Annotated in this window: 28 protein-coding genes; 19 read left to right on the top strand and 9 right to left on the bottom strand. The window is 70.8% G+C overall.

All coding sequences use genetic code 11. The features are described 5' to 3' along the window. Positions 1-43: 43 nt before the first annotated feature. The 4 genes from AC1U89_RS07620 to AC1U89_RS07605 all read left to right on the top strand — a co-directional run bounded on the left by AC1U89_RS07620 (position 44) and on the right by AC1U89_RS07605 (position 4,081). Positions 44-1,327: an MFS transporter gene (locus AC1U89_RS07620; protein WP_479899118.1), complete on the top strand. Its 1,284-nt coding sequence runs from the start codon at positions 44-46 to the stop codon at positions 1,325-1,327. 9 nt (positions 1,328-1,336) lie between these two features. Beyond that, on the top strand, positions 1,337-2,983 hold the full coding sequence (locus tag AC1U89_RS07615) for a glycoside hydrolase family 43 protein (protein ID WP_479899117.1): 1,647 nt from the start codon (positions 1,337-1,339) through the stop codon (positions 2,981-2,983). A 268-nt stretch (positions 2,984-3,251) separates the two neighbouring features. Next, on the top strand, positions 3,252-3,668 hold the full coding sequence (gene mutT / locus AC1U89_RS07610; protein WP_479899116.1) for an 8-oxo-dGTP diphosphatase MutT: 417 nt from the start codon (positions 3,252-3,254) through the stop codon (positions 3,666-3,668). Continuing rightward, positions 3,665-4,081, top strand: coding sequence for a hypothetical protein (locus tag AC1U89_RS07605; protein ID WP_479899115.1), 417 nt, complete (start codon positions 3,665-3,667; stop codon positions 4,079-4,081). The genes mutT and AC1U89_RS07605 overlap by 4 nt, the downstream gene beginning before the upstream one ends. Before the next feature lie 3 nt (positions 4,082-4,084). On the opposite strand, the gene AC1U89_RS07600 is transcribed toward AC1U89_RS07605, so the two are convergent. Beyond that, positions 4,085-4,999: a methyltransferase domain-containing protein gene (locus AC1U89_RS07600; RefSeq protein WP_479899114.1), complete on the bottom strand. Its 915-nt coding sequence runs from the start codon at positions 4,997-4,999 to the stop codon at positions 4,085-4,087. On the opposite strand from AC1U89_RS07600, the gene AC1U89_RS07595 reads away from it, so the two are divergent. Genes AC1U89_RS07595 through AC1U89_RS07580 form a run of 4 tightly spaced genes read left to right on the top strand, consistent with a single transcriptional unit; the run spans position 4,998 to position 7,336 of the window. Next, entirely contained in the window at positions 4,998-5,777 is a 780-nt protein-coding gene (locus tag AC1U89_RS07595) for a phosphoribosyltransferase family protein (RefSeq protein WP_479899113.1), read from the top strand. The two genes, AC1U89_RS07600 and AC1U89_RS07595, sit on opposite strands and share 2 nt — an antisense overlap. Positions 5,778-5,809: 32 nt before the next feature. Further along, positions 5,810-6,064 carry a glutaredoxin 3 gene (grxC, locus tag AC1U89_RS07590; RefSeq protein WP_479899112.1) on the top strand — a complete coding sequence of 85 codons (255 nt, stop codon included), beginning with the start codon at positions 5,810-5,812 and terminating at the stop codon, positions 6,062-6,064. Beyond that, positions 6,061-6,885 (top strand): carbon-nitrogen hydrolase family protein, encoded by an 825-nt coding sequence (locus AC1U89_RS07585; protein ID WP_479899111.1) that lies wholly within the window; start codon positions 6,061-6,063, stop codon positions 6,883-6,885. Before grxC ends, AC1U89_RS07585 begins: the two co-directional genes overlap by 4 nt. Positions 6,886-6,901: 16 nt before the next feature. Further along, the gene (locus AC1U89_RS07580) at positions 6,902-7,336 is read left to right on the top strand and encodes a DUF1178 family protein (protein ID WP_479899110.1); all 435 of its coding nucleotides are present in this window, start codon (positions 6,902-6,904) and stop codon (positions 7,334-7,336) included. Positions 7,337-7,344: 8 nt separating this feature from the next. Here AC1U89_RS07580 and AC1U89_RS07575 read toward each other — a convergent pair whose 3' ends face one another. Then, on the bottom strand, positions 7,345-8,802 hold the full coding sequence (locus tag AC1U89_RS07575; protein ID WP_479899109.1) for an alpha/beta hydrolase: 1,458 nt from the start codon (positions 8,800-8,802) through the stop codon (positions 7,345-7,347). A 112-nt stretch (positions 8,803-8,914) separates the two neighbouring features. Between AC1U89_RS07575 and AC1U89_RS07570 the strand changes: the two genes are divergently transcribed. After that, positions 8,915-10,348, top strand: coding sequence for a LytR/AlgR family response regulator transcription factor (locus AC1U89_RS07570; RefSeq protein ID WP_479899108.1), 1,434 nt, complete (start codon positions 8,915-8,917; stop codon positions 10,346-10,348). 160 nt (positions 10,349-10,508) lie between these two features. Here AC1U89_RS07570 and AC1U89_RS07565 read toward each other — a convergent pair whose 3' ends face one another. From AC1U89_RS07565 to ubiG, 3 genes are all read right to left on the bottom strand, one after another. Further along, a complete protein-coding gene (locus AC1U89_RS07565; RefSeq protein ID WP_029914197.1) occupies positions 10,509-10,820 on the bottom strand; it encodes a glycine zipper 2TM domain-containing protein in 312 nt (103 codons plus the stop codon). A gap of 137 nt (positions 10,821-10,957) precedes the next feature. Next, complete coding sequence (locus AC1U89_RS07560) at positions 10,958-11,995, bottom strand: glycine zipper 2TM domain-containing protein (protein WP_479899107.1); 1,038 nt, start codon at positions 11,993-11,995, stop codon at positions 10,958-10,960. 136 nt (positions 11,996-12,131) lie between these two features. Next, complete coding sequence (ubiG, locus tag AC1U89_RS07555) at positions 12,132-12,908, bottom strand: bifunctional 2-polyprenyl-6-hydroxyphenol methylase/3-demethylubiquinol 3-O-methyltransferase UbiG (protein ID WP_479899106.1); 777 nt, start codon at positions 12,906-12,908, stop codon at positions 12,132-12,134. A gap of 182 nt (positions 12,909-13,090) precedes the next feature. Here ubiG and AC1U89_RS07550 point away from each other — a divergent pair, with 182 nt between their 5' ends. The 5 genes from AC1U89_RS07550 (at position 13,091) to AC1U89_RS07530 (ending at position 17,417) form a co-directional block, all read left to right on the top strand. Further along, positions 13,091-14,338: an aspartate kinase gene (locus tag AC1U89_RS07550; protein WP_479899105.1), complete on the top strand. Its 1,248-nt coding sequence runs from the start codon at positions 13,091-13,093 to the stop codon at positions 14,336-14,338. Between the two features lie 86 nt (positions 14,339-14,424). Next, complete coding sequence (locus AC1U89_RS07545; protein WP_479899104.1) at positions 14,425-14,886, top strand: hypothetical protein; 462 nt, start codon at positions 14,425-14,427, stop codon at positions 14,884-14,886. Positions 14,887-14,907: 21 nt separating this feature from the next. Then, entirely contained in the window at positions 14,908-15,663 is a 756-nt protein-coding gene (locus AC1U89_RS07540; protein WP_479899103.1) for an AraC family transcriptional regulator, read from the top strand. An 85-nt stretch (positions 15,664-15,748) separates the two neighbouring features. Further along, on the top strand, positions 15,749-16,408 hold the full coding sequence (locus AC1U89_RS07535; RefSeq protein WP_479899102.1) for a glutathione S-transferase family protein: 660 nt from the start codon (positions 15,749-15,751) through the stop codon (positions 16,406-16,408). 67 nt (positions 16,409-16,475) lie between these two features. Beyond that, positions 16,476-17,417, top strand: coding sequence for a DMT family transporter (locus AC1U89_RS07530; RefSeq protein ID WP_479899101.1), 942 nt, complete (start codon positions 16,476-16,478; stop codon positions 17,415-17,417). Here AC1U89_RS07530 and AC1U89_RS07525 read toward each other — a convergent pair. After that, complete coding sequence (locus tag AC1U89_RS07525) at positions 17,414-18,112, bottom strand: hypothetical protein (protein WP_479899100.1); 699 nt, start codon at positions 18,110-18,112, stop codon at positions 17,414-17,416. The two genes, AC1U89_RS07530 and AC1U89_RS07525, sit on opposite strands and share 4 nt — an antisense overlap. Here AC1U89_RS07525 and AC1U89_RS07520 point away from each other — a divergent pair. The 3 genes from AC1U89_RS07520 (at position 18,102) to AC1U89_RS07510 (ending at position 22,345) form a co-directional block, all read left to right on the top strand. Next, entirely contained in the window at positions 18,102-18,557 is a 456-nt protein-coding gene (locus tag AC1U89_RS07520) for a glycine zipper 2TM domain-containing protein (RefSeq protein ID WP_479899099.1), read from the top strand. The two genes, AC1U89_RS07525 and AC1U89_RS07520, sit on opposite strands and share 11 nt — an antisense overlap. A gap of 201 nt (positions 18,558-18,758) precedes the next feature. Further along, complete coding sequence (gene ptsP, locus AC1U89_RS07515) at positions 18,759-21,023, top strand: phosphoenolpyruvate--protein phosphotransferase (protein WP_479899098.1); 2,265 nt, start codon at positions 18,759-18,761, stop codon at positions 21,021-21,023. A gap of 176 nt (positions 21,024-21,199) precedes the next feature. Beyond that, on the top strand, positions 21,200-22,345 hold the full coding sequence (locus tag AC1U89_RS07510) for a helix-turn-helix domain-containing protein (RefSeq protein WP_479899097.1): 1,146 nt from the start codon (positions 21,200-21,202) through the stop codon (positions 22,343-22,345). A gap of 170 nt (positions 22,346-22,515) precedes the next feature. Here AC1U89_RS07510 and AC1U89_RS07505 read toward each other — a convergent pair whose 3' ends face one another. Further along, positions 22,516-23,319: a hypothetical protein gene (locus tag AC1U89_RS07505; RefSeq protein ID WP_479899096.1), complete on the bottom strand. Its 804-nt coding sequence runs from the start codon at positions 23,317-23,319 to the stop codon at positions 22,516-22,518. Between the two features lie 137 nt (positions 23,320-23,456). Between AC1U89_RS07505 and ispG the strand changes: the two genes are divergently transcribed. Continuing rightward, positions 23,457-24,596 (top strand): flavodoxin-dependent (E)-4-hydroxy-3-methylbut-2-enyl-diphosphate synthase, encoded by a 1,140-nt coding sequence (gene ispG / locus AC1U89_RS07500; RefSeq protein ID WP_479899095.1) that lies wholly within the window; start codon positions 23,457-23,459, stop codon positions 24,594-24,596. A 6-nt stretch (positions 24,597-24,602) separates the two neighbouring features. On the opposite strand, the gene AC1U89_RS07495 is transcribed toward ispG, so the two are convergent. After that, on the bottom strand, positions 24,603-25,211 hold the full coding sequence (locus AC1U89_RS07495; protein WP_479899094.1) for a TetR/AcrR family transcriptional regulator: 609 nt from the start codon (positions 25,209-25,211) through the stop codon (positions 24,603-24,605). A 106-nt stretch (positions 25,212-25,317) separates the two neighbouring features. Between AC1U89_RS07495 and AC1U89_RS07490 the strand changes: the two genes are divergently transcribed. After that, entirely contained in the window at positions 25,318-25,791 is a 474-nt protein-coding gene (locus tag AC1U89_RS07490) for a hypothetical protein (protein WP_479899093.1), read from the top strand. A gap of 9 nt (positions 25,792-25,800) precedes the next feature. On the opposite strand, the gene AC1U89_RS07485 is transcribed toward AC1U89_RS07490, so the two are convergent. Next, entirely contained in the window at positions 25,801-26,187 is a 387-nt protein-coding gene (locus tag AC1U89_RS07485; RefSeq protein WP_479899092.1) for an OsmC family protein, read from the bottom strand. Between the last annotated feature and the right edge of the window lie 4 nt (positions 26,188-26,191).

The following is a 26,191-nucleotide window of genomic DNA, read 5'->3' as shown; positions in this document are numbered from 1 at the left end:
TCGCGGCGACATCGCCAAGGCTGGCGGGGTCGGGGAGAGAGGCATGAGCGGCAAGATCCGGGCCCTGCGTTGGTGGATGATCGGCCTGGTGATGCTGGGCGCGGTGCTCAACTACCTGACCCGCAGCACCCTGGGCGTCGCGGCCCCGACCGTGCTGGCCGACCTGCATATCGGCCCCAAGGAGTATTCCTGGATCACCGGCGCCTTCCAGCTGGGGGTCATGCTGCAGCCCCTGTGCGGCTACGTGCTGGATTCGATCGGGCTGAAGCTGGGCTTCGCCCTGTTCGCCACCGCCTGGTCGCTGATCACCATGGCTCATGGCCTGGCCGGAAGCTGGCAGGCCCTGCTGGGCCTGCGCGGCGCGCTGGGCGTGGCCGAGGGCTGCGCCCAGCCGGCCGGGATGAAGGCGGTGTCGATCTGGTTCCCGGCCAAGGAGCGCGGCTTCGCCGGCGGGATGTTCAACATCGGCGCTTCGATGGGCGCGGTGCTGGCCCCGCCGCTCGTGGCCTGGTCGATCCTGGTCTGGAACTGGCGGGCGGCCTTCTTCGTGGCCGGCGCCCTGGGCCTGGTCTGGGTGGCGCTGTGGCTGCTGGCCTACCAGTCGCCCGACAAGCACAAGGCCCTGTCCGACGCCGAGCGCGACCTGATCGCCTCGGGCCAGGAGACGCACCTGGACGACGCCGGCGCCAAGCCGTCGATCCTGGCCCTGATGACCCGCCGCAACTTCTGGGGCATCGCCCTGCCCAGGTTCCTGGCCGACCCCACCTGGGGCACGCTGTCGTTCTGGATCCCGCTGTACCTGACCACGGTCCGCCATTTCGACCTCAAGCAGATCGCCCTGTTCGCCTGGCTGCCGTTCGTGGCGGCCGACCTGGGCTGCCTGTTCGGCCCGGCGGTGGTGCTGTTCCTGCAGAAGCGCGGGGTGAGCCTGATCAACGCCCGCCGCTGGGCCTTCACCCTGGGCGCGGCCCTGATGACCGGCATGATGTTCGTCGGCCGGGTCGAGAGCCCCTATGTCGCCATCGCCCTGCTCTGCGTCGGCGGCTTCGCCCACCAGACCCTGTCGGTGACGGTGATCACCATGTCGTCCGACCTGTTCCGCAAGAGCGAGGTGGCCACCGTGGCCGGCATGGCCGGGTTCTGCGGCAATTTCGGCCTGCTGATCTTCTCGCTGCTGATCGGCGGCCTGGTGGCCCGGATCGGCTACGATCCGTTCTTCGTCGCCCTGGGGGTGCTGGACCTGGCCGGCGCCGCCCTGCTGTGGGCCCTGGTCCGCCAGCCTTCCATCCCGCCGGCCGCCAGGCCCGTCGCCGTTCCCGCCGTCTAGAGCCTATTGATGTCGCAAGCCGTGATCTCCAACCCGATCCTGAGGGGCTTCAATCCCGACCCGTCGATCATCCGTGTCGGCGAGGACTACTACTGCGCCACCTCGACCTTCGAATGGTTCCCGGGCGTCCAGATCCACCATTCGCGCGACCTGGTGACCTGGCGGCTGCTGAGCCGGCCCCTGACCCGGCCCAGCCAGCTGAACATGCTGGGCGCGCCCGACGGCTGCGGCGTCTGGGCCCCGTGCCTGACCCACGCCGACGGCAAGTTCTGGCTGATCTACACCGACGTGAAGCGCTACGGCCGCACCACGACGGGCGGGGCCTCGGGCGCCAGCTTGCGCGACTTCCACAACTACCTGGTCACGGCCGACGACATCGAGGGGCCGTGGTCCGACCCGGTGTTCCTCAACAGCAGCGGCTTCGATCCCTCGCTGTTCCACGACGACGACGGCAGGAAGTGGCTGCTGAACATGCTGTGGGACCACCGGCCGGGCCGCAACCGCTTCGCCGGCATCGTCGCCCAGGAGTACGACGCCTTCGCCGCGCGACTAGTGGGCGAGCGCATCAACATCTTCCCCGGCACCCCGCTGGGCCTGACCGAGGCGCCGCACCTCTACAAGCGCGACGGCTGGTACCACCTGATAACCGCCGAGGGCGGCACGGGCTTCGGCCACGCGATGACCATGGCTCGGTCGCGGACGCTGGAGGGGCCGTACGAACTCCATCCCGACGGCCCGGTGCTGACGGCCCGCGACCGGCCGCATGCGGCCCTGCAGCGGGCCGGCCACGCCGACCTGGTCGAGACGCCCGACGGGACGACCTGGATGGCCTATCTGTGCGGCCGGCCCCTGCCCAATCGCGGGCGCTGCGTGCTGGGCCGCGAGACGGCGATCCAGCCGATGACCTGGGGCGACGACGGCTGGCTGCGCACCCGCGACGGTTCGGGCGATCCCGAGCTGAACCCGCCGTCGCCCGGCCTGCCGCCCGCGCCCTGGCCCGCCGCCCCGGCCTGGGAGGACTTCGACGGTCCAGACCTGCMGCTTGACTTCCAGTGGCTGCGTTCGCCCTATCCCGACCAGCTGTTCAGCCTGGCGGCCCGCCCCGGCTGGCTGCGCCTGTTCGGCCGCGAGAGCATCGGCAGCAGCTTCCGCCAGGCCCTGGTCGCCCGCCGACAGCAGGCGTTCTGCTACAGCGCCCGCACGGTCATGGACTTCACGCCCGCGCACTATCAGCAGGCCGCCGGGCTGGTCTGCTACTACGGGGCCAACAAGTTCCACTACCTGTTCGTGTCGCGCGACGAGGCGCGCGGCCGGCATCTGCAGGTGATGTCGGCCCTGCCCGACAGCCCCCAGGCCGACGCCTTCACCACCTCGATCCCGCTGCCCGACGAGGGGCTGGTCCACCTGCGGGTCGAGGTCGATTTCGAGCGCCTGCGCTTCGCCTGGAGCCTGGACGGCGAGGCCTGGACCTGGCTGCCGGAGGTGTTCGACGCCTCGATCCTGTCGGACGAGGCCACGGCCCCCGGCGCGCCCAACTTCACCGGGGCGTTCGTGGGCGTGGCGTGCCAGGACACCTCGGGGACGGCGCTGCCGGCGGACTTCGACGGGTTCGGGTATGTGGAGCGGGAATACGTGGCGAAAATCCCTCTCTCATAGAGAGAGGGAGGGGCCCGCCGCCGCAGGCGGTGGGAGGGTGAGAGGTTTCACCGCTTGCCGGTAAGCCTAGGGCCGTTCGACCGCCTCAAAACGGAGAGCAAACCTCCAATATCGGCGCGACCGCCGACGCATGCCCGTCTCGCCCGAGCTTTATCCTGAGAGATTGTAACCACTCACCCTCCCACCACTTCGCGGCGGGCCCCTCCCTCTCTCWWAGAGAGAGGGATTCAAGGTTGCCAATCCTCTCTGGACGTTCAACTAACGCCCCATGACCGAGCCTACGCCCAAGCCCACCGTCCTTGTCGCCGCCGCCGCCCTGATCGATGTCGACGGCCGCGTGCTGATCTGCCAGCGCCCCCAGGGCAAGTCGCTGGCCGGCCTGTGGGAGTTTCCCGGCGGCAAGGTCGAGCCCGGCGAGACGCCCGAGCAGTGCCTGATCCGCGAGCTGCACGAGGAGCTGGACATCAGGGTCGCCCAGGCCTGCCTGGCGCCGTTCGTCTTCGCCTCGCACACTTACGAGACCTTCCACCTGCTGATGCCGCTGTACCTGCTGCGGCGCTGGGACGGCGTGGTGATGGCCAAGGAGCACGAGGCGCTGAAGTGGGTGAAGCCCGACCAGCTGGCCGACTATCCGATGCCGCCGGCCGACCTGCCGCTGATCGCCTGGCTGCGCGACCTGCTGTGAGGGCGGTCACGCTGTCGCTGGTGCTGGTTCTGACGGCGGGCTCCGCTACGGCCGCGTCCGCGCCCGAGACTCATGACGGCTGGACCCTGTCCTGCCAGGCCGGACGCGACGAGTTCGCCTCCAATTGCCAGGCCACGCGTCGCCTGCTGACCCGCACGCTGGACCTGGTGACCGGCGACAGTCAGGTCTTCCTCAGCCTTTCGGCGCCGGACTGTCGGTCCGAGGCCCGCGATGAACAGGAGAACTGGTGGCGTGACGAACTGATCGGCCTGTCGGCGAAGAAGCGCGCGGCGTTGCTCGAGCGGAGCCTGAAGCGGATGGACGCGGCGCTCAGCGCGCGATGCCCGAAGGCCGCGCCCGAGGCCATCAGCCTGGGACGGTTCCCCGACATCGCCGTCCACGGCGAACCTTAGGCCCTAGCTCCCGGCCTTGTCGCCCGCCGGCTGCTCCACCGTGCCCAGGGCGTCGGCCAGGCGCATCTTGGCCGAGCCGGGGCGCAGGGGCTTCTGCTGGCGCTCGTGCGGGGCCCAGCCGGTGACGGTGATGATCTCGAAGGTGGCCGGCACCCGGCCGTCGGGCTCGGCGAAGCGCTCCTGATAGATCTCGAGCGCCCGGAACAGCACCTTGCGGCTCAGCGGCTTGCGCGAGCGGTCGATCAGCACGCTGGTCTCGCCCATGGCCCGCAGGTMCTTGAGCAGGGCGATCGGGTGGGCGTAGCGCACCTTGACCCGGTCCTTGTCGGCCACGGGCAGGGCGAAGCCGGCGCGCTGCAGCAGGCCCGCGGCGTCCACCGTGTCGGCGAACGGCGAGACGCGGGGGAAGGCCCCGCCGGTGATCTCGTCCTCGGCGGCCAGCAGGGCCTGGCGCAGTTCGGTCAGGGTGGCCCCGCCGAACAGGGCGCCGACGAACAGGCCGTCGGGCTTGAGCGCGCGGCGGATCTGGATCAGGGCCCCGACCAGGTCGTTGGTCCAGTGCAGGGCCAGGGTTGAGACCGCCAGGTCCAGGGTCTCGTCGCCGAACGGCAGGCGCTCCTCGTCGGCGACGACCCGCGCGCCCGTCCGGTTCCCCAGCATGCGCTCCGACAGGTCGGTCTCGATCAGCAGGCCGATCTTGGCGCGGGCGTCGCTGTCGGCAAGGGCGCGGGAGAAAGCGCCGTTTCGGCTTCCCAGGTCGACCGCCACGGGAAACTCCCGCAGGATCGCCTCCAGGCGCAGGACGGCGTCCTCGGCGGCGCGGGCCTTCAGGAACTCGGCGGCCTGGAAGCCGGGGGCGGCGCGGTCGAGACGGGCGCGCAGCAGGGCGCGGTCGAAGAGCAGGGGGGCGGTGGTCATGTCGGCGCAAGATGGGGCTTCTCGCGCCTCTTGGAAACCGCCGGCTCGCGTGACGGCGTTCGCTCGCGGGATGCTGGACCTGATCCTGCCGCCACGTGCCTTCGACGGCGGGGCGGCCTTGACCTCGGGACTGTCGGCGGAGGCGTGGAGCCGCATCACCTTCCTGGACGGTCCGGTCTGCGACGGCTGCGGCGCGCCGTTCGCCTTCGACGCCGGCGAGGTCCGCTGCGCCCTGTGCCAGGCCCGGCCCCGCGCCTTCGCCCGGGCGCGGGCCGCCTGCCTCTATGACGAGCACTCGCGCGACCTGATCCTCAAGCTCAAGCACGCCGACCGCACCGACCTGTCGGGCCTGTTCGCCCGCTGGCTGTCGCGCAGCGCCGCCGACCTGCTGGAGGAGGCCGAGGCCGTGGTTCCCGTGCCGATGCACCCTTCGCGCCTGCTGAAACGCCGCTACAACCAGGCCGCCGAGATCGCCCGGCCGCTGTGCGCCATGGCCGGCCGGGCCTATCTCGCCGACGCCCTTGTGCGTCGGCGCGACACCGACAGCCAGGGCGGCAAGTCGGCCGACGGCCGCCGCCGCAACGTCGCCGCCGCCTTCGCCGTGCCTGAACGGCGCCGCCACCGGGTGATCGGCCGCAGGGTGCTGCTGGTCGACGACGTCCTGACCACGGGGGCCACCGCCGAAGGCTGCGCCCGGGCCCTGCTGGCGGCCGGCGCCACACAAGTGTCACTCGCCGTCGTCGCGCGCGTTACAGAAATGCAAGCGCGTCCTATATGAGGATGCGAAACGACTTCTGTTACGGATTCCCCATGGCCAAGGTCACCATCTACACCCGTCCGTTCTGCGGCTACTGCTCGCGGGCCGTGAAGCTGCTCAACGACAAGGGCGCCGACTTCACCGAGATCGAAGCGGGCATGGATCCGGCGCTGCGCAAGGAGATGATGGACCGCTCGGGCCGCACCACCTTCCCGCAGATCTTCGTCGGCGAGCAGCACATCGGCGGCTGCGACGACATGTTCGCCCTCGAGCGCGAAGGCAAGCTGGACCCGCTTCTGGCCGCATGACCCAGCTTCGAGTCGGCCTGATCCAGACCCGCACGCCCGCCACCCACGGGGCGGCGCTCGAGCATGTCGCGCCCCTGGTGCGCGAGGCGGCGGCGCAGGGCGCCCGGTTCATCCTGACGCCGGAATGCACCAACGTCCTGCAGAAGGACCGGGCCAAACTGCTGCCGACCCTGGTCTCGCTGGACGACGACATCGTGGTGCGCGGCCTGCGTGACCTCGCCAAGGAGCTGGGTGTCTGGGTCGACGTCGGCTCGGCCCTGGTGCTGCGCGAGGACGGCAAGGCGGCGAACCGCCAGGCGGTGATCGACCCCTCCGGCGCGATCGTGGCCACCTACGATAAGCTGCACATGTTCGACGTCGACCTGCCCACCGGTGAGACGGCTCGGGAGTCGGCGACCTACACGCCGGGCGACCGGGCCGCGGTGGTCGAGACGCCGCTGGCGAATTTCGGCCTGACCATCTGCTACGACATGCGCTTCCCGGCCCTGCACCGGGCCCTGGCCCTGGGCGGCGCCCAGGTCCTGACCGCGCCCGCCGCCTTCACCCGACCCACAGGCGAGGCCCACTGGGACATCCTGCTGCGCGCCCGGGCCATCGAGACCGGCTCGTTCGTGATCGCGGCGGCCCAGGGCGGCTTCCACGAGGACGGCCGCGGCACATGGGGACGCTCGATCGCCGTCGGCCCCTGGGGCGAGGTGATCGGGAAACTTGACCACGACGAGCCGGGCGTGTTGATCGCCGACCTCGACCTTGCGGCCGTCGACAAGGCCCGCGCGGCGATCCCGGCCCTCAAGAACGCCCGTACCTTCACGGGCCCGTAGTCCCTATATTTCCCCCATGATCAAGTACGCGCTCAGCTGCGATCACGACCACGCCTTCGAAGGCTGGTTCGGCTCGTCGTCCGACTATGACGACCAGGCCGCGCGCGGGTTGCTGGAATGCCCGCTGTGCGGGTCCAAGGGCGTGCGCAAGCAGATCATGGCCCCCGCCGTGGCCGGGACGAAGGCCCAGAAGTCCGCGCCCGCCGTCGATCCGAAGATGCGCGAGATGATGATGACCGCCATGGGCGAGGTCCGCCGCCAGGTCGAGGAGAACTTCGACTATGTCGGCGACCGCTTCGCCAAGGAGGCCCGCGAGATCCACGAGGGCAAGTCCGAGGAGCGCGGCATCTACGGCGAGGCCTCGCCCAAGGAGGTCAAGGCCCTGGTCGAGGACGGCGTCAAGATCGCGCCCCTGCCGCCGCCCCCGCCGAAGAAGACCGAGGTCAACTAGGGGCGCCGCTACGCCAGTTTGAACTTGGGCGGCGGCAGGCTCAGCCGGGTGTCGGCCACGGCCTCGCCGCGGAAGAACCGCACCAGCAGGCCCTGCACGTCGGGATGGGCCTCGAAGACGTTGTGGCCGGCGTTCTCGACGATCACCCGCGATTTGTGCGTGAACTGGGCCGCGACCACGTCCTGCTCGGCCAACGGCGTGCGGCCGTCCAGCGAGCCGGCGACCAGCAGGGCGGGGTTGTCGATGTGGAACGACGCTCGGAAGCCTTCGCCCAGGTCGGCCCCCGGGACCGCGCCCAGCAGTTGCGGCATCGGGAAGTTCAGCGCCTGGCCCAGCACGGCGGCCTTCGCCTCGCGCCGGATCAGGGCCAGCCGCTGGGGCGAAATCCCCGACGCCAGGTCCGTGGCCTCGGGCATGCCGGTCACGCTCAGCAGGTCGGACACGTCGCCCAGGAACGGCGCCAGCACGTCGGTCCGCCCGGCGTCGAGGGCCAGGTACAGGCTCGGCAGCAGGGCCAGGCTACTGGGATTGGCGATCAGCCCGCCCGCCAGCATCTGGACGCCGAAGCCGCCCATCGCGATCTCGCCCGGCGCACCCTTCAGGGTGATCTTCGTCACGGCCGGTTGCGCCTCGAGCCTGGCGTGCACGCGGCGCATCAGGGCGGGCAGGTCGGGGACCGCGGCGCGGGCGGCTGGGTCGGCGTCCAGCAGGGCGTCCACCTGGCGCAGGAGACCGTCGATCGCCGCCGGGCGCTTCACCGTCTGGTCCTGGCCCTCCAGGCTGGCCAGGGCCACGCGGTTGATCCTGTCGCCATGCCGCTTGAGCGCGCTGAGGGCCAGGTGCGAGCCGTAGCTGATGCCCCAGAGGTCGATCTTCTCCGCGCCCAGGTGGCGGCGCAGGTCGTCGATGTCGTCGGCGTTCTGGGCGGTGTTGTAGCCGGTCATGGCCACGCCGGCCTTGGTCCAATCGAGCCAGGCCTCCTGGAACTCGGCGCGGAACCAGGCGGTCAGCCCGGCTTCCGTGAACACCGGCGGCGGCCGCGTCGAGGTGGGGCGCGCCGGGATGGCGTTCGAAAGCCCCGTGCCTCGCTGGTCGAAGGCGATCACGTCGGCCACCTCGCGCAGGGCCATGAAGATCGGGAAGCGCGGACCGGCCGCCGCGCCGGTCGCCGTGCCGCCGGGGCCGCCGGCCAGGTAGACGATCGGCGGGCCGGGCCTGGCCGCCGTCGACGGGAAGCGGACATAGCTCAGGCGGATGCGRCGCGAGCGGGGATCGCGACGGTCCTCCGGGACCTCGAAGAAGCCCCGCTMGGCGTCGACCTCCTGGCCGCCGCGGCTCTTGAAGCGGAACGGTCCCGGCTGGGCCTGGCTGGAAGCGGGCTGGGCCGAGGCGAGCGTCGGAAGGGCGAGGCCGGCGGCGAAGCCCGAGGCGAGCAGGGCGCGGCGGTGAAGGGATGTGCTGTTCATGCCGCCGACTGAGCCGGGCCGACGCCGGTTTGTCCGGGGCGGTTCGGTCAACGGCGCGTCCCGATCGGTGAATGGCCACGCATCTCGGCGAGCGGCGCCCTAGACTGACGCCATGTGGCGAACCCTCCTCCTCGCCGGTCTCCTGGCCGGCTTCGCGACCCTGGCCAGGGCCAACGATCTGCCGTGGCAGGCTTGCCGCGGCGCCTTGGGAGCCGACGGACCGGTCCTGACCGACTGCCGGCCCCTGGAGAGCGCGATCGATCCCCAGGGCCGGGAGATCTGGCTGCGGGCGACCCTGCCCGCGCCGGCGGATGCGCGCCCCCAGGCGTTCTATGTCGCGGGCGTGGCTTCGTCCGAGGTGTGGCTCAACGGCCGGAGGCTCGGCGCCAACGGTCGTCCCGCCGCCGACGCGCGCGCCGAGGTTCCGGGGCGCTACCAGGTCGCCATGCCGATCGCCGAAACCGCCTGGCGGCCGGGGGCGAACGTGGTCGTGATGCACATGTCGTCGTTCCACGGCGGCCTGCGTTTCGACCGCCCGGTCATGTCGGCGACGGTCGGGCCCTATCCCTATTCGGGTCACATCCCGCTGCTCGCGGTGACCTTCGTCGCGGCCGGCGCGCTGTTGGCCGCGGCGTTCGGTTTCGGGGTGATCCACGCCTTGCGCCGCACGGGGTCGAGCCTGGTCCTGGCCGCGATGGCGGGGGTCGCGGCCCTGCAGGCCGTCGTGGAGAATCTCCGGGCGCTGGTCTCCTACGCCTATCCCCTGCACGCCTGGCGGATGAGCGCGATCTGGGCGCTGTCGGGGGCGTTCTCGATCATGCTGGTGGCCTATGCCGCCGGCCGCTTCCTGCCTGGGGCGCGTCGGCGGATGACGGTCCTGGCCGCGGTCGCCGTCGGCCTCACCGCCTTCGCGCCCGGCTTCGACCTCAAGACCGGGCTGGCCCTGCTGATCGGCGTGATCCTGGCCGGCGTCGCGGCCGCCGCCGGGGTCCGCAAGCGCCTGACCGGGGCGCGGCCGACCCTGGCCTATCTGGCGCTGTTCCTGGTCCTGGCCGTCGGGTTTCCCGAGTGGCTGGTGGACCTGTCCTACTTCCTGCTCGCCGCTGGACTGGTCGTGCCGTTGCTGATGGCCGAGGTCGTTCGGCTGGGCCGCGACGACCGTGGCCGGGAGGCCGCGCTCACCCGGGCCGCCAGCCGGCCCGACCGGCTGACCGTGGCCTCCGCGCGCGGCGTAGAGCTGGTGCCGGTGGCGGAGATCCTGGCCGTGGTGGGGGCCGACGACTATGCCGAGCTGCGGCTGATCGGCGGGCGCGGCCTGCTGCACGCGGCGCGTCTCGACCAGCTTGAGGCCCAACTGCCGCCGGGCTTCCTGCGCGTCCATCGATCGGCGATCGCCAACCTGGCCCAGGTTCAGCGCTTCGAGCGGCAGAACGGCGGCGGCCGGCTTCACATGCGCGAGGGGCCGCCGTTGCCCGTCAGCCGCTCCCGCCTACAGGCCCTGCGCGAAGCCCTCGACGAGGCCGTCCTGCTGCGCGCGACGGGCTGACCGACGCGCCGCATACGCAAAAGGGGACGGTTTCCCGTCCCCTTCGCCCGACCTGCCTTCAAGCAGAGCCGCCCGGAGCCTGGCTGAAAGCCAGGCTCCATTTCAACGGCTTAGAGCCTGGCGGACGCCGAAACCGGCATCCACCTTCGGCTGCCATGCTCTAGTAGTAGCGGTACTCGTAGTGGCAGTTCTTGTTCTTCGAGTTCTTCTTGGCGATCTGGTTGCCGGCGACCGCGCCGACCGCGCCGCCCAGCAGGGCGCCTTCGGTCTTGTTGCCGTGGCCCGCGACGACCGCGCCGAGCGTGCCGCCCGACAGGGCGCCGATCACCGTGCCCTTGTTACGGGCGCTCTTGGTGCTCTTGCAGACCCAGACCTTGTGGCGGGTCTGGGCTTCGGCCGCGGTGACCGCGACGGTGGACGCCGTGAAGCCCAGGGCGACGACGACGGCGAGGGTCTTGAGTTGGGCGCGCATGGCGAGCTCCGTTCTTGGTTTGTGGTCCTTGAGCGCAATGAACGCCCAAGCTCGTATTGGGTTCGATCAGTGTCGGCTTTCCGACCTGAACCGGGGATGAAGCGGCTCTGGCGCCTCCGTTCATCCCCGTTCAGACTCTAGCCCTGGACGCGGTAGCGGCCGGCGCTGTCGGGGCAGACGCGGACATAGCGGGTCTCGACCCGGCCGTTGTAGTCGGTGTCGGCCGGGGCCAGGCGGCAGCGGCGGCTGTAGTCGCTGTAGACGCTGCTGGAGCTGGCGCGATAGCGGCTGCTCTCGCGGTAGGCGACGGTGTCGTCATAGGTCCAGTACTGGCCATTGGCGTCGCAGCGGCCCTTGGCCGAGGCGTTGCCGATGCTGGCGCCGACGCCGGCCCCGACCAGGGCGCCCAGCACCGTGCCCTCGGGCTTGGCGTTGCGGGCGGCCAGGTTCGAGCCGGCCACGGCCCCGACCAGGGCCCCGATCACGCCGCCGGCGGTGGCGTTCTTCCGGGCGTCGCTCCGGCAGGGGGCGTTGTAGGAGACGTCGTCGCCATAGCTGCCGGCGTACGGCGCGCCGTAGCGCGTGGCGTAGTCGGGATAGCGGCGGTCATAGGCGCCCGAACCGTAGCGGCGGTCGTAGTCGGCGCGGGCCCGCTCGTAGTCGGCGCGGTCGCGGTCGTACTGGGCGCGCTGGCTCAGATAGTCGCTGCTGCTGGTGGTGTAGGCCTGGCCGCTGACGCTGAAGCGCCGAGCCTGGTCGGGATAGCGGCGATCATAGGCGCCGTAGCCGTTGCGACGGTCGTAGTCGCGGCGGGTGTCCTCATAGACCTGGCGGTCGTGCTCGAACGCCGTCTGCTCGCGGTAATAGTCCGAGCTGCTGTTGTAGCTGGGGCTGTCGAAACGCGTGGCGTACTGCGGATAGCGACGGTCGTAGGCGCCGGCGCCGTAGCGGCGGTCGTAGTCGGACTTGTCGCTCAGGTACTTGGAGCGGTCGCGGTCGTAATCGCGCTGCTGCTGCTGATAGTCGGCGCTCTGGGCGTCGTAGACGGCGCGCTGGTCGCCGTAGGTCTCCAGGCGCTGGCGGTAGGCCGCGTCGGCCGACTGGGCCAGTACAGGCGCGGCCGCGCTCAGGGCGACGGCCGAGGCCATCAGCCACACAGTGGTTTTGGAAGTCATGATAGCTCTCCGTTCCGACGAACGGATCGACGCTCGGCCCCCGATTACGGCCGCCAATCCTTAGATGGGATGTCCCTGGCCAATAAAGGCGCGGCGGCGGTACAGGTTCCGTTTCGGCGCGAGAGGGCCTCCAGCCTCAGTCCTTGGTCACCGTCATCATGTAGTTGATGTCGACGTCGGCCGAGCGGCTCCAGCGGCCGGTCAGGGGGTTGTAGGCCACGCCGAAGGGGCCTTTGACGTCCACCGGCTCGCCGGCCAGGAAGGCGCGCAGCTCGTCGGGTTTCAGGAACTGCTTCCAGTCATGGGTGCCGGGCGGCACCCAGCGCAGCACGTATTCGGCGCCGATCTTCGCCAGGGCCAGGGCCTTCAGCGTGCGGTTCAGGGTGGCGACGATCATCAGGCCGCCGGGCTTGAGCAGTTTCGAACAGGTGCGCAGGAACTGGCCCGGGTCGGCCACGTGCTCGATGACCTCCATGGTCAGCACCACGTCGAACGGCCCCGCGCCCTCGGCCAGCAGCTGCTCGGCGGTGGCGGGGCGGTAGCCGATCTCCAGCCCTTGCTCGGCGGCGTGGGCGGCGGCGGTCTTGATATTGTTCTCCGAGGCGTCGACGGCCGTGACCTTGAAGCCCAGCCGCGCCATCGGCTCGCTGAGCAGGCCGCCGCCGCAGCCGATGTCCAGCAGGCTCAGGCCCTCGAACGGCGTCCGGGCGTTGCCGTCGCGGTCGAAGCGGGCCAGGGCCTGCTCGCGGATGAAGCCCAGTCGGCAGGGATTGAACACATGCAGCGGCGCGAACTTGCCGCGCGGGTCCCACCACTCCGCCGCGATGGCCGAGAACCGCGCCACGTCGGCGGGGTCGATGCTCCAGGAGGGGGCATTTCCGGCGGAGGGGGGCGCGTCGGCGGACTGGCTCATGGTCCTCATTTAGCAACGACGCGGCGGGCGGCACAGGGCGAGACGTCGCACTCGACGAAAAAGACACGTCCGCGACATTGCCGTTGCGCCGCTGCGCCGCTAGAAGACCGCGGCTTGCGCGAGCGGCGCGGTTCGTCCGCCCCCGGCGCAAGAATTGACCTTAGGTTTTTCAGGGGTAGGGCGTGTCACGTCTGGTGATGAAGTTCGGCGGCACCTCGGTGGCCGACCTGGAGCGCATCCGCCGGGTGGCGCGCCTGGTCGCGGCCGAAGTGGCCACGGGCAAGCAGGTGGCGGTGGTGGTCTCGGCCATGTCGGGCAAGACCAACGAGCTGGTCGCCTGGACCGACGGCTCGGGCCGCGCGGCCCAGGGCCTGCCGGAGTCGGACGACGAGTATGACGCCGTCGTGGCCTCGGGCGAGCAGGTGACGGCCGGCCTGCTGGCCATGACCCTGCGCAACATGGGCCTGAACGCCCGCTCGTTCCTGGGCTGGCAGGTGCCGATCCTGACCGACGACGCCCACGGCCGCGCCCGCATCGAGGACATCCCGCCGGCCAATCTGGAGGCCTGTTTCGCGGCCGGTCAGATCGCCGTGATCGCCGGCTTCCAGGGCGTGACCCCCGACCAGCGCATCACCACCCTGGGCCGGGGCGGCTCGGACACCAGCGCCGTGGCCATCGCCGCCGCGCTGAAGGGCGACTGCGACATCTATACGGACGTCGACGGCGTCTACACGRCCGACCCTCGGATCGAGAGCAAGGCCAAGCGCCTGGCCAAGATCTCTTACGAGGAAATGCTGGAAATGGCCTCGCTGGGGGCCAAGGTGCTGCAGACCCGCTCTGTCGAGATGGCCATGGCCCATCGCGTCCCGGTGCGGGTGCTGTCGAGTTTCGTCGAGCCGGGCGAAGCCCCGGGCCAAGGTACGATCGTCTGCGACGAGGAAGAAATCATGGAAAAGCGCATCGTCTCGGGCGTCGCCTATAGCCGCGACGAAGCCAAGATCACCCTGCTGGGCCTGCCCGACCATCCGGGCGTGTCGTCGCAGATCTTCGGCCGCCTGGCCGACGCCAACGTGAACGTCGACATGATCGTGCAGTCGCGCGCCCGCAGCGCCGACACCGCGAACATGGAGTTCACCGTCGGCAAGCGCGACGCCGTCCGCGCCGTCGAGATCGTCCGCGCCGCCCAGAAGGAGATCGGCTTCGAAGACGTGGCCGTGAACGAGGACGTCGCCAAGGTGTCGGTGATCGGCGTGGGCATGCGCTCGCACGCCGGCGTCGCCCAGTCKATGTTCCAGGCCCTGGCCGAGAAGAACATCAACATCCAGGTCATCTCGACCTCGGAGATCAAGATCTCGGTCCTGATCGACGCGGCCTACACCGAACTGGCCGTGCGCGCGCTGCACGCGGCCTACGGGCTGGACCAGCTGTAGGCTTGCGCGGCGGGGCAAGTCCCGCCGTTAGCTAAACGTCGCGTTCGGACGTTATGAAGGGCTGCGAATCCCTTCCAGGAGCCTCCATGTCGGTCTTCCATTTCGATCCCGAGAAGAAGTCCGTCACCTTCGAGGGCGAGGCGGGGCTGGAGCTGCTGTACGACCTGTTGCTGCGCGCCAAGTTCGGCGATGGCTACGAGAAACCCCTGCTGGTCAGCCCGTGGCTGGCGGCGCTGCTGCGCAAGCTGGACCGCCACCTGCCCGACGACGGCCAATGGTTCCCCGAGCAGCCCGGCCGGCCGATCTTCGACGAGGACGACCTGCTGGCCATGGGCGACGCGGTCATCGAGGAAGGCCATACCGTCGGCTGGTGGACCATGACCGAGCCCGAGAAGCGCGCCTATTTGCGCGAGGTCATCGCCGCCCCACATCCCCTGACGGACGCCGAGGTGGCGTTCATCGAGCGCGACATCGAGGGCGCGGTCGAGCAGGCCAAGCAATTGGTCGAAGCCATCAGCGAGCCGCTGGCCCTGCCGGGGCACGGCTGACGAAAGAGGGAGGCGGCGGCGATGCACGACGGACTGAACGGCCGCCCCGCCCAACTGTCCCTCCGCCGCTACGGCGCMGACGGCGACGCCCACGCCCACGACGACTTTGACCAGATTGTCCTGCCGCGCCGGGGCGTGCTGGAGATGGAGGTCGACGGCCGCGGCGGCCGGGTGCAGGCCGGCCAGGCGGTGCTGGTCCCGTGCGGGACTCGCCACGCCTTCGCCGCCGACGGCGACAACCTGTTCGTGGTGGCCGACATCGGCGCCGACCTCATCGCCCCGTTCGAGGCCCTGCGCGATCGCACCTTCCTGCCCGTCAACGCCCCGGTGCGCGGGCTGCTGGACTTCGTCTGCGGCGACGCCGCGCGGCGGGTCGAGGACGAGGTGGCGGCCCTGTGGGCGCCGCTGCTGCTGCGGGCCCTGGCGGCCGGCGGGCCCAAAGCTGGATTGGGCCCCGATCCGCGCCTGGCCCGCGCCGCCGCCCTGATCGAGCGCGACTTCGCCCGGCCCCTGGCCGTCGCCGAGCTGGCGGCCGAGGCGGGCATGAGCCAGAGCCGGTTCTACGCGGGCTTCGCGGCGGCGTACGGCCGCTCGCCGCACGGCCAGCTGGCCGACACCCGTCTGCGCGCGGCCCAACGCCTGCTGGCCGGGACCCGTCTGTCGATCGCCGAGATCGCCGTGCGCACCGGCCACGCCGACCAGAGCGCCTTGACCCGGGCCATGAAGGCGCGGCTGGGCGTGACCCCGGCCGCCTGGCGGCGCGGCGCCGAAGGCTGATTTTTCCGAGCGCGATGTCGAAATCGCGCCCCCTGACGCGACTTCTCTTCGAAGGCCCCGCCGGGGCCTCACAACGAGGAGCCGCATGATGATCACGGTGAGTGCTTTCCGCTCGGTCCCGCCCTTCGCCCAAGGGCTGGTCCGCGACCTTCGCGTCCGTTGGGCGCTTGAGGAGGCGGGGATTCCGTACGAGGCCCGTCTGCTGGACCAGGGCGAACAGGACACCCCCGGCTACCGGGCCGTCCAGCCGTTCGGCCAGGTGCCCTACATGCAGGACGGCGAGTTCGTGATGTTCGAGAGCGGCGCGATCGTGCTGCACATCGCCGAGAAGTCGTCCGTGCTGTCGCCCGTCGATCCGGAAGCCCGGCTGCGGATGCACACCTGGCTGATCGCCGCCCTGAACTCGGTCGAGCCGGCCCTGCAGAACCTGTTCCTGATCGACGTCTTTTTCACCGAGGAAGCCTGGGCCAAGGCGCGGCGGCCGGGGGCCGAGGCCTTCGCGATCCGGCGGCTGGAAGGCCTGGCCGCCTGGCTGAAGGGCCGCCAATACCTGGCCGACGAGCGCTTCACCGCCGCCGATCTGATGATGACCACCGTGCTGCGCCTGGCGCGCGAGACCGACCTCGTCAGCGGCAACCCGGTGCTGGACGCCTATGTCCGCCGCTGCGAGGCCCGGCCCGCCTTCCAGCGCGCCCTCGCGGCCCAGGCAGCGCCGTACGAGGCGGTTCTGGAGCCGGCGGAGTAGGACTTTTCGCCAAGGCTCCGGGAGGTTTCGCCAAGCTTCCCGGAGCCGGCTCTGCTACCTCCGGCGCATGACTTCGCGCCAGCGCCTCGTGATCGGACTTCTCTGCGGCCTCGTGGCCGGGGCGTTCTGGGGCGGGGTGTTCCTGGCCCCCAAGCTGCTGCACGCCTTCACCCCGTTGCAGATGACCGCTGGGCGCTACCTCTGCTACGGCCTGGCCTCGGCGGCCCTGCTGGTCCCGAGCGCCCGCTCGGTGCTGGCGCGGCTGACCCTGGCCGACTGGCGCGACCTGGCGGGCCTGAGCCTGCTGGGCAACATCGTCTACTACGTCGGCCTGGCGGTTTCGGTGCAGATCGCCGGCGTCGCCCCGGCCTCGCTGATCATCGGCCTGCTGCCGGTCACCATCACCCTGGTCGGCGCGAAACCTGGCGAGGGCGTGGCCTTGCGCCGGCTGGCCGCGCCGCTGCTGCTGGTYGCCGCCGGCGTGGTCTGCATCAACATCGCCGCCTTCCAGACGGCCGCCGGGGTCGATGTCGGACGCCTGGTGCTGGGCCTGCTGGCGGCGGTCGGCGCCCTGGCCGTCTGGACCATCTACGCCGTCTGGAACGCCCGCCGCCTGGCCGCCACCCCGCGCTTCAACAGCCACGAGTGGTCGCTGCTGACCGGCGTGGTCACGGGCCTGCTGTCGCTGCTGCTGGTGATCCCGGCCTTCCTGGGCGCGACCCCACACGTCCCGGCCGACTGGATGCTGTTCTGGGGCGTCAGCCTGGCCGTGGCCCTGGGGGCCTCGGTGATCGGCAACGGCCTGTGGAACGCCGCCAGCCGCCTGCTGCCGCTCTCGCTGTCAGGCCAGCTGATCGTGTTCGAGACCCTGTTCGCCCTGGTCTACGGCTTCCTGCACGACGCCCGCTGGCCGCTGCCGCTGGAGGCCGCGGCGATCGTCCTGATGCTGGCCGGCGTGCTGTGGTCGGTGCACCTGCATCGGCCCGGCGCCGAGGCCGTGGCCGCCTAGGCCGTCGCCGGGCCGGCCACGCGGAGGATGCGCGGACGCAGGACCCAGACCCCGACCAGCCCAAAGAAGAAGAGCATCATCGTGCCGAAGACGCGTCCCGCCGTCGCCGGGCCCCCCTGCGGATCGGCGACCAGCAACGCTTGGGCCGACCGCCACAGCGCGAAGAACAGGAACGCGAAGAAAGCGAAAGCCAGGGGCGTGTTGTCCATCGACAGATGGGCGACTTCCGCGACCACGGCGAGGAGGGGCGGGACCAGGAAGAGCCAAGAGGCCCAGCGCGGGGCGACGGGCGCCGGCGTCATCGCGATCGACACCGTGTAGACCGCCCAGGCCCAGCCGCACATCAGGGTGATCAAGGTCAGCGTCAGGACTGGGGACAGGGGCGAGAGCGGGGCCAATGTCGATGTGACGCTGACCACCAGCCAACTTACGGTCAGCGCGGCCGGGTGAAGGCGCGTGATCTTACGGGCAAGGAGAAGGTTCGACATCCGATAGGCCGCCATGGTGAAGGTCGCGACCTTTGACGCGCCGCCGCTTCCTTCGCAAGTTCGTCGCCGCGCCGCAAACATGACTGTAAGCTGAACATCGCCGTTCAGATCGGGTTCAAGGCCACTTTGCGACAAAGGCTCCAACAGCGCCGAACCGGACTTCCCCGGACATGACGCTTCGAATGGAGCAAGTGCCATGAAGACCATTGGTAAGTTCACGAAGATCGCCGTCGCCGCGGCCGTCACCGGCGCCCTGGTCCTGCCCGCCTCGGCCGCCTTCGCCGGCGACAAGAGCAACAAGACCGAACGCGCCATCCTCGGCGCCCTGATCGGCGGCATCGCCGGCGCGGCGCTGTCGGACGGCGACAAGGGCGGCATCGCCATCGGCGCCGTCGCCGGGGCCGCCCTGGGCGCTTCCACGGGCAGCAACGATCGCGATCACCGCTACTCCAACAGCTATCGCGACCCGCGCCACGGCTATGGGTCCAGCTACAACAGCGGCTACGGCTACAACAACGGCTACGGCCAGTCGGGCTACGGTGGCGGCTACAACAGCGGTTACGGCCGCGACCATCGCGACGACCGCTACAACACCGGCTACCGCTACAGCGGCGGCCAGTATGGGAACGGCTACTACGGCCAGCGCCGCTAACAGCCTTCCAGCCGAAACGACCGGCGCCGTCCCTTCGGGGGCGGCGCCTTTTTCGTGCGCGAACCACGATTTGACCGCGAGCGAACGCTGTGCGCGGCGCGAAATCTGCTATAGCCCGGCTGAGGGCGATGCGGCTTCTTAACCCCTGACGCGTTCTGTCAGGCTAAGCCGTACCGACCAAAGGGGAGTGCGCGCGCAGACATGGCGGCGTCCGGGATCGCTGTTCGGGGACCACGCAGCCTGCTTCGGCAGATTCGCGAGGCCATGGCCGGGGCGGGACCCGCCCAGGGCAAGCTCGACATGGTGGTGCGCACCATCGCCATCTCGATGGTCGCCGAGGTCTGCTCGATCTATCTGCGCCGCGCTTCGGGCGATCTGGAACTGTTCGCCACCGAGGGCCTGTCGCGCGACGCCGTCCACGTCACCCGCCTGAAGCCGGGCGAGGGCCTGGTCGGCGAGACCATGCGCCTGGGCCGGCCGCTGAACCTGTCGGACKCCGCCAGCCACCCGTCGTTCTCGTACCGCCCGGAAACCGGCGAAGATCCCTACCACGCCTTCCTGGCCGTACCCCTGCTGCGCGGCGGCCGCGCGATCGGCGTGCTGGTCGTCCAGAACCGCACCGAGCGGATCTATGACGAGGAAGAGGTCGAGGACCTGCAGATCATCGCCATGGTGCTGGCCGAGATGGTCAGCTCCAGCGAGCTGCTGGGCCAGGGCGAGCTCAAGGACGTCGAGATCGCGCCCCACAAGCCCGAGCGGCTGAAGGGCGCGCGCTTCGCCGAAGGCCTGGCGTACGGCGTGGCCGTGCTGCACGAGCAGCCCGTGGCCCCCGAACAGCTGCTGTCCGACGACGCCCTGGCCGAGGAGGCCCGGCTGAAATGGGCCGTCGAGGCGCTGCAGACCCAGATCGACGAGATGCTGGAGGGCCAGCACGGCCTGKTCGGCGCGTCGTACGAGGTGCTTGAGACCTACCGCCTGTTCGCCCACGACCGGGGCTGGAACCGGTCGCTGCAGGAAGCCGTGCGCTCGGGCCTGACCGCCGAGGCGGCGGTCGAGCGCGTGCGTTCCGAGCACCGCGCCCGCCTGGGCCAGGCCCGCGACCCCTATCTGCGCGAGCGCCTGCACGACCTGGAAGACCTGAACGACCGGCTGCTGCGCCACCTGTCGGGCGACGTCCACGCCGTGCGCGTCCTGCCCGAGGACGCCATCCTGATCGCCCGGAACCTGGGTCCGGCCGACCTCCTGGAATACGACCGCACCAAGCTGAAGGGCATCCTCCTGGAGGAGGGCTCGGCCGCCAGCCACGCCGGCATCGTGGCCCGGGCCCTGGACATCCCGTGCGTGGGCCGCCTGGCCGGCCTGCGCKACCGGGTCAGCGAGGGCGACCCCGTCGTGGTCGACGCCGAGACCGCCGAGGCCTGGCTGCGGCCGCGCGCCGACGTGATCAAGGCCCTGCAGGCCCGGATGGAGGTCCGCGCCCAGCGCAAGKCCGAGTTCGCGCGGATCCGGGAGACGCCGGCGGTCACCAAGGACGGCGGCAAGGTCACCCTGCTGATGAACGCCGGCCTGGCCGTCGACCTGGACATCCTGGGCGAGACGGGGGCAGAGGGCATCGGCCTGTTCCGCACCGAGTTCCAGTTCATGGTCGCCGAGGAGATGCCGCGCCTCGAGGCCCAGACCAGCCTCTACGAGAAGGTGCTTGAAGCCGCGAACGGCATGCCCGTCACCTTCCGCACCCTGGACCTGGGCGGCGACAAGCTGCTGCCGTACATGGAGCTGGAGCGCGAGGACAATCCGGCCCTGGGCTGGCGCGCCATCCGCATGGGCCTGGACCGGCCGGCCCTGCTGCGCATGCAGATCCGCGCCCTGATCAAGGCCGCCCGCGGCCGCGAGCTGCGGATCATGTTCCCGCTGGTGGCCAATGTGGACGAGTTCCGCGCCGCCCGCGCCTTCGTCGACCAGGAGGTCGCCTGGGCCCTGAAGCGCGGCCGGCCCGCGCCGCAGCGTCTGGACGTCGGGGCGATGATCGAGGCGCCCTCGCTGCTGTGGCATCTCGACGCGCTTTTGCCGATGACCGACTTCGTTTCGGTCGGCACCAACGACCTGATGCAGTATTTGTTCGCGGCCGATCGGGGCAATCCAAGGGTTTCGGACCGCTACGATCCGCTGTCCCCGGCGGCCCTGCGCGCGCTGAAGACCATCCAGCAGGCCTGCGCCGACACCGGCACGCCGGTCTCGGTCTGCGGCKAGATGGCGGGCAGGCCCTTGGAGGCTTTCGCCTTGCTGGCCTTGGGTTTCGACCGCCTGTCGATGCCGCCGGCGGGGATCGGGCCGGTCAAGCAGATGGTGCTGTCGTGCGACCGCGAGGCCGCCCGGCGCAATGTCGAGGCGCTGCTGAAGACCTCGGCCGGGTCGCTCCGTGGCGAGATCGAAACCCTGGCGCGCAAGCTTTACGTCGCCGTCTAGACACGGCCTGGGTTAACCAAGCGCCGCCGTATAGTGTATTGAATCCGGCGACTTACTTTGATATCGACCATAAAGTATTAACAAATCCCGGCTAGGACGGGTGGGGTAAGTCGTCGGTTTCGTCTCTGAGGGGGCTGAATTCTCCGGCGACGCGAATTTGGGGTCTCATGGCAGCCATGCCGCTGGATACGGGCAGGGTCTCGCACTTGCATCTGGTCGCCGACGGCGAGCGCGAGGACGCGCCGCTGGCCGAGCACCAGCCTTCGATCGATTATGGCGTCGACATCGGCTCGGCCTTGCGCGCGGCCCGCGAGTTCCGCGGCCTGACCCTGCAGGACGTCGCCGACGCCACCCGCATCCGTCTCAGCTACATCGAGGCGCTGGAAGACCTGCGCCTGGACGAGCTGCCCTCACGGCCGTTCACGATCGGCTATGTGAAGTCCTACGCCAAGGTGCTGGGCCTGGACGGCGACGCCGCCGTGGCCCGCTTCAAGGTCGACGTGCCCGACGACAGCGAGCCGCTGCGCGCCCCGGTCGGCGTGCGCCACGAGCGTGACCCGCGCCTGGGCCTAGTCCTGGCCCTGGGCGTGCTGATCGTGGCCGCCATCGTGCTGTGGAACGTGGCCCAGCGCGCCATCGCCAAGGACGCCCCGCCGGCCCAGGTGGCCCAGGAGCAAGCGGCCGCGGCCGTCAACGCGCCGGCCGCCGTCGCGGCCAACGGCGGCGGTCCCGGCGGCCCGGGTGGTCCCGGCGACGGCTCGGTCTCGCTGGGCGCCCCGCTGCCGGCCCCGGTCGAATCGACCACGCCCGAGCCCTACAAGACCCCCGGCCTCGACGACGCCGCCGCCAACGGCGGCTCGGCCGACGCGGTGACCGCCGCCTCGAAGGTCCGCGCCGCCGAGGCGGCCAAGGCCGGCGTCGATCCGAACCAGGCGGTCAAGGTCGGCATGCCGTTCCGGGCCAAGGGCGCGGTCTACGGCGCGACCCCGGCCGAGGCCTCGGGCCTGATCCTGCAGGCCCGCAAGCCGGGTTCGCTGACCGTGCACGACGCGGCCGGCGCGATCTACTTCACCCGCTGGATGGCGGCCGGCGAGGCGTTCCGCGCCCCGCGCAACGGCGGCCTGATCGCCGAGGTCTCCGACCCGCAGGCCTTCGAGGTCTACAACGGCGGCGCCCTGACCAGCCGCATGAGCGCCCCGACGACGGCCCTGGGCAAGCTGGTGGTGGCTCCGGCCGCGCCCGCTCCGGCGCCCGTGGCGGCGGCTTCGCAGCCCAAGCCGGCCGCGCCGACCACGGCTCCCGCGCCGAAGCCGCAGGGCTAACGCTCAACATTTTCAGCCGTCATCCCGGGCCTTGTGCCCGGGACCCCTCTGTCCGCCGCAAGGGCGGGGGTGTGGCGCGCTGGCGCGCCAATGCATCTCACGTGAGAGCCGAACCAGGGGTCCCGGGCACAAGGCCCGGGATGACGGGTTTATGAGTGAGGTTGAGGGACCTACCCCCGCCCGCGCCCAGACTTCGCGAACAGCAGGTCCGACCAGTTCCAGCGGCTCGACCCCAGCGCCAGACGCGGCGCACCCGGCCCGTCGCTCAGCGAGATCAGCACAAGGCCGCGCATCGGGTCGTCGCGGCAGGCCTTGGGGGCGAAGGCCACCTCCAGCATGATCAGTTCGCGCACGCCGGCCAGGCCTTTGCCCTCCTGGCCCGGGCTCTGCACCCAGTCGCCGTTCCAAACCAGCACCGCCTTGCCCCGAGCCGCCGCCTCGGGGTGGACCTGCATCATCGCGGCGCGCACGCGCGGGTTCTTGCGCAGGGCGTCCTGCAGAAGCCGGACCATGTCGCAGCCGCCGCCGCCCGGACCGCTGCCCGCGCCGCCGGCCCCGGAGCCGGTGCCGGCCGTGGCCGCGCCGATCAGGTCGGCCTCGCCCAGCTCGGCCACCACCTGGGGCGTCGGGGCGGGCTTGGCGGGCAGGGGTTCGACCTCGCGCGGCGGGACCAGTTTCGGCKGGCGGACGGGCAGCTTGGGCGGCGAGAGCTCGGCGGGAGCCGGCGCGCCGGCAGGCTCGGGCGCCAGCTTGGGCGGCTCGGGCGGGGGAGGGGGCGGCTGGTAAAGCGCCACGGCGATCGGGTCGGGCTCGTCCATCATCGGCGGCTGGATGCGCACGGCCAGGATCGCCAGCAGCAGGCCGGCGTGGGCCGCCAGGCTGACCGCCCCGGCGATCAGGCCGTCCACGCGCGCCCGCCGGCGCGGGACCGGCGTCGGGACCAGGGGATCGTACGGCTGCGGTCGCCCGCTCATCGAAACTCCAGAACCGCCTTTGGGAGGCTCCAGAGACCACCCGCCCGCGTCAGGATCGTGGCGCCCGCGACATTTCTCCTCGCGCCCTGCACGCGCCCGCTCTTGGGTTCCGCCGCCAAACCCCTTAGATTGGCCCCATGTCCGCAGACCACACGCACGTCCGTCCCTGGCGCCAGATCACGCGCCGCCAATCGCGCAAGATCCGCGTGGGCAACGTGGAGGTGGGCGGCGACGCCCCGATCACCGTCCAGTCGATGACCAACACCCTGACCAGCGACGCCAAGGCGACGCTGGAGCAGATCCGTCAGCTGGAGGAGGCCGGCGCCGACATCGTCCGCGTCAGCTGCCCCGACACCGACTCCACGGCCGCCTTCAGGACCATCGCCCGCGAGGCCAAGGTCCCGCTCGTGGCCGACATCCACTTCCACTACAAGCGCGGCATCGAGGCGGCCCAGGCCGGCGCGGCCTGCCTGCGGATCAATCCGGGCAATATCGGCAGCCCCGACCGCGTGCGCGACGTGATCCAGGCGGCCCGCGACCACGGCTGCTCGATGCGGATCGGCGTCAACGCCGGCTCGCTGGAGCGCGAACTGCTGGAGAAGTACGGCGAGCCGTGCCCCGACGCGATGGTCGAGAGCGCGCTGAACCACGCCCGCATCCTGCAGGACCACGACTTCCACGAGTTCAAGATCAGCGTGAAGGCCAGCGACCCGTTCATGACGGTGGCGGCCTACTACCAGCTGGCCGAGGCCATCGACTGCCCGCTGCACCTGGGCGTCACCGAGGCCGGGGCCCAGCGCACGGGCACGGTGAAGTCCTCGATCGGCATCGGCTCGATGCTGTGGGCCGGCATCGGCGACACGATCCGGGTCAGCCTGGCCGCCGATCCGGTGGAGGAGATCAAGGTCGGCTTCGACATCCTGAAGTCGCTGGGCCTGCGCCACCGCGGCGTCAACATCATCGCCTGCCCGTCGTGCGCCCGTCAGGGCTTCAACGTGATCAAGACGGTCGAGGCCCTGGAAGCGCGGCTAGCTCATATTTCCCAACCCATGTCGCTGTCGATCATCGGCTGCGTGGTCAACGGCCCGGGCGAGGCCCTGATGACCGACCTGGGCTTCACCGGCGGCGGCGCGGGCTCGGGCATGGTCTACATGGCCGGCAAGCCCGACCATAAGCAGTCCAACGACGGCATGATCGACCACATCGTCGAGCTGGTCGAACAACGCGCGGCCCAGCTGAAGGCCGAGGCCGACGCCAAGGCGATCGCGGCCGAATAGGGCGCCTCAGCCGTCCCGATCCAGCGGGCGGCCCTGGCGGGCCCGCAGGTCCGCGATCAGCGTCCGCATCGCCCAGCCCGTGGCCTTGGCGATCTGTTCGCCGTCCAGGCCCCATTGGTCGCGCATCTCCAGCCAGGGCGTGGTGTGCAGCACCTGCAGCACCGCCGTCGCCAGCCTCTGGTCCTCGGGCGGCAGGTCCTTGACCAGGTCGGCGGCGACCTGGGTGTAGGCGTCGACCCGACGCCCGCTGTCGGCCATCCGCATCGCCCGCCCCTGGGGCGTGGAGCGCACCAGGGTGGTGATCGGCGCGATGCGGTCCAGGCCTGTATAGATGTCGTGCAGCGCGTCGGTGAGGTCGGCCTCGGTCTGGGGGAAGGCGACGCGCGGCCCGGCCAGCTCGCGCACGCGGTGGGTGGCCCCCGCCAGCAAGGTCTCGCGGTCGGGGAAGTAGCGATAGACGGTGCGCCGGCCCAGGCCCGTCCGCTCGGCGATCAGGTCGTGATTGATGTCCATCCGCCCCTCCGCCAGCAGTTCGATCAGGGCGTCGGCGATGCGCGTGCGCACCTCCTCCTTCTTCTGTTCGCGGGCGCCGGGCTTGTGGGCTGAACCATCCATGGGGGTCCAGATAGAGTCTGGCACAAAAAGTGTCAAACCCGTATTGACACAATCTGTGCCACATTGCATTGAGCGCCCCACGAAAGGGATACCGATGCTATTTCACATGTMGATCGCGGCGCACGATCCGCAACACGTGGCCCAGGTGCTGGCCGAGCTCTGGGGCGGCGAGGCGTTCCGCTTCCCGCCGATCTCCGACAACGGCTGGATCGCCCTGGCCGGCGACGCGCGCGGGACGGCGCTGGAGGTCTATCCGGTCGACGTGGTGCTGCGCGAAACGGAAGGCGACGCCGACGCCCACGGCGAGCACACCGGCCAGCCGGCCTACACCGCCACCCACGCCGCCGTCGCCACGGACCTCGACCTGGAAACGGTGATGGCCATCGCCGCCCGCGAGGGCTGGCCGGCCAAATACCGCAAGCGCGGCGGCATGTTCGGCGTCGTCGAGATCTGGATTGAGGGTCGCCAGATGATGGAGATCCTCACGCCCGACATGCAGGCCGAATACTTGGCCTGCATGAACGTCGAGGCCTGGCGCGCCATGAGCGCGGCCATGGCGGCCGGCGCCCGGCCGGCCTGACCGGCGGCTTCACCCCAGCGAGGTCTGGATCGGCACGCCGCCCTTGATCGCCAGGGTCACCGGCGTGCGCTCGGCGATGTCGGCCAGGCGGGCGCGCTGGGCGTCGTCCAGCGGGCCGGCGGGGACCAGCACGCGCTCGATCCGGGGCGGGGTCTCGCCGCCGTGATAGTGCAGCCGGACCTCCAGCGACTCCAGCGGCCACTGCTTGTGCTCGGCGTACATCTTCAGGGTCATGGCCGTGCAGGCGCCAAGGCTGGCCAGCAGCAGGTCGAAGGGCGCGGGGCCGACGTCGGCGCCGCCGTTGCGCGGCGGCTCGTCGGCGGTCAGCTCGTGGCGGCCGGTGGTGATGGTGGTGGCGTAGCGGGCGTCGCTGATGCGGGCGGTGGCGGTCGCCATGGCG

The organism is Caulobacter sp. 05T431 (assembly GCF_056665975.1).
Note: the sequence above shows the minus strand (reverse complement) of the source record. Positions and strands in the feature narration are given on the sequence as shown.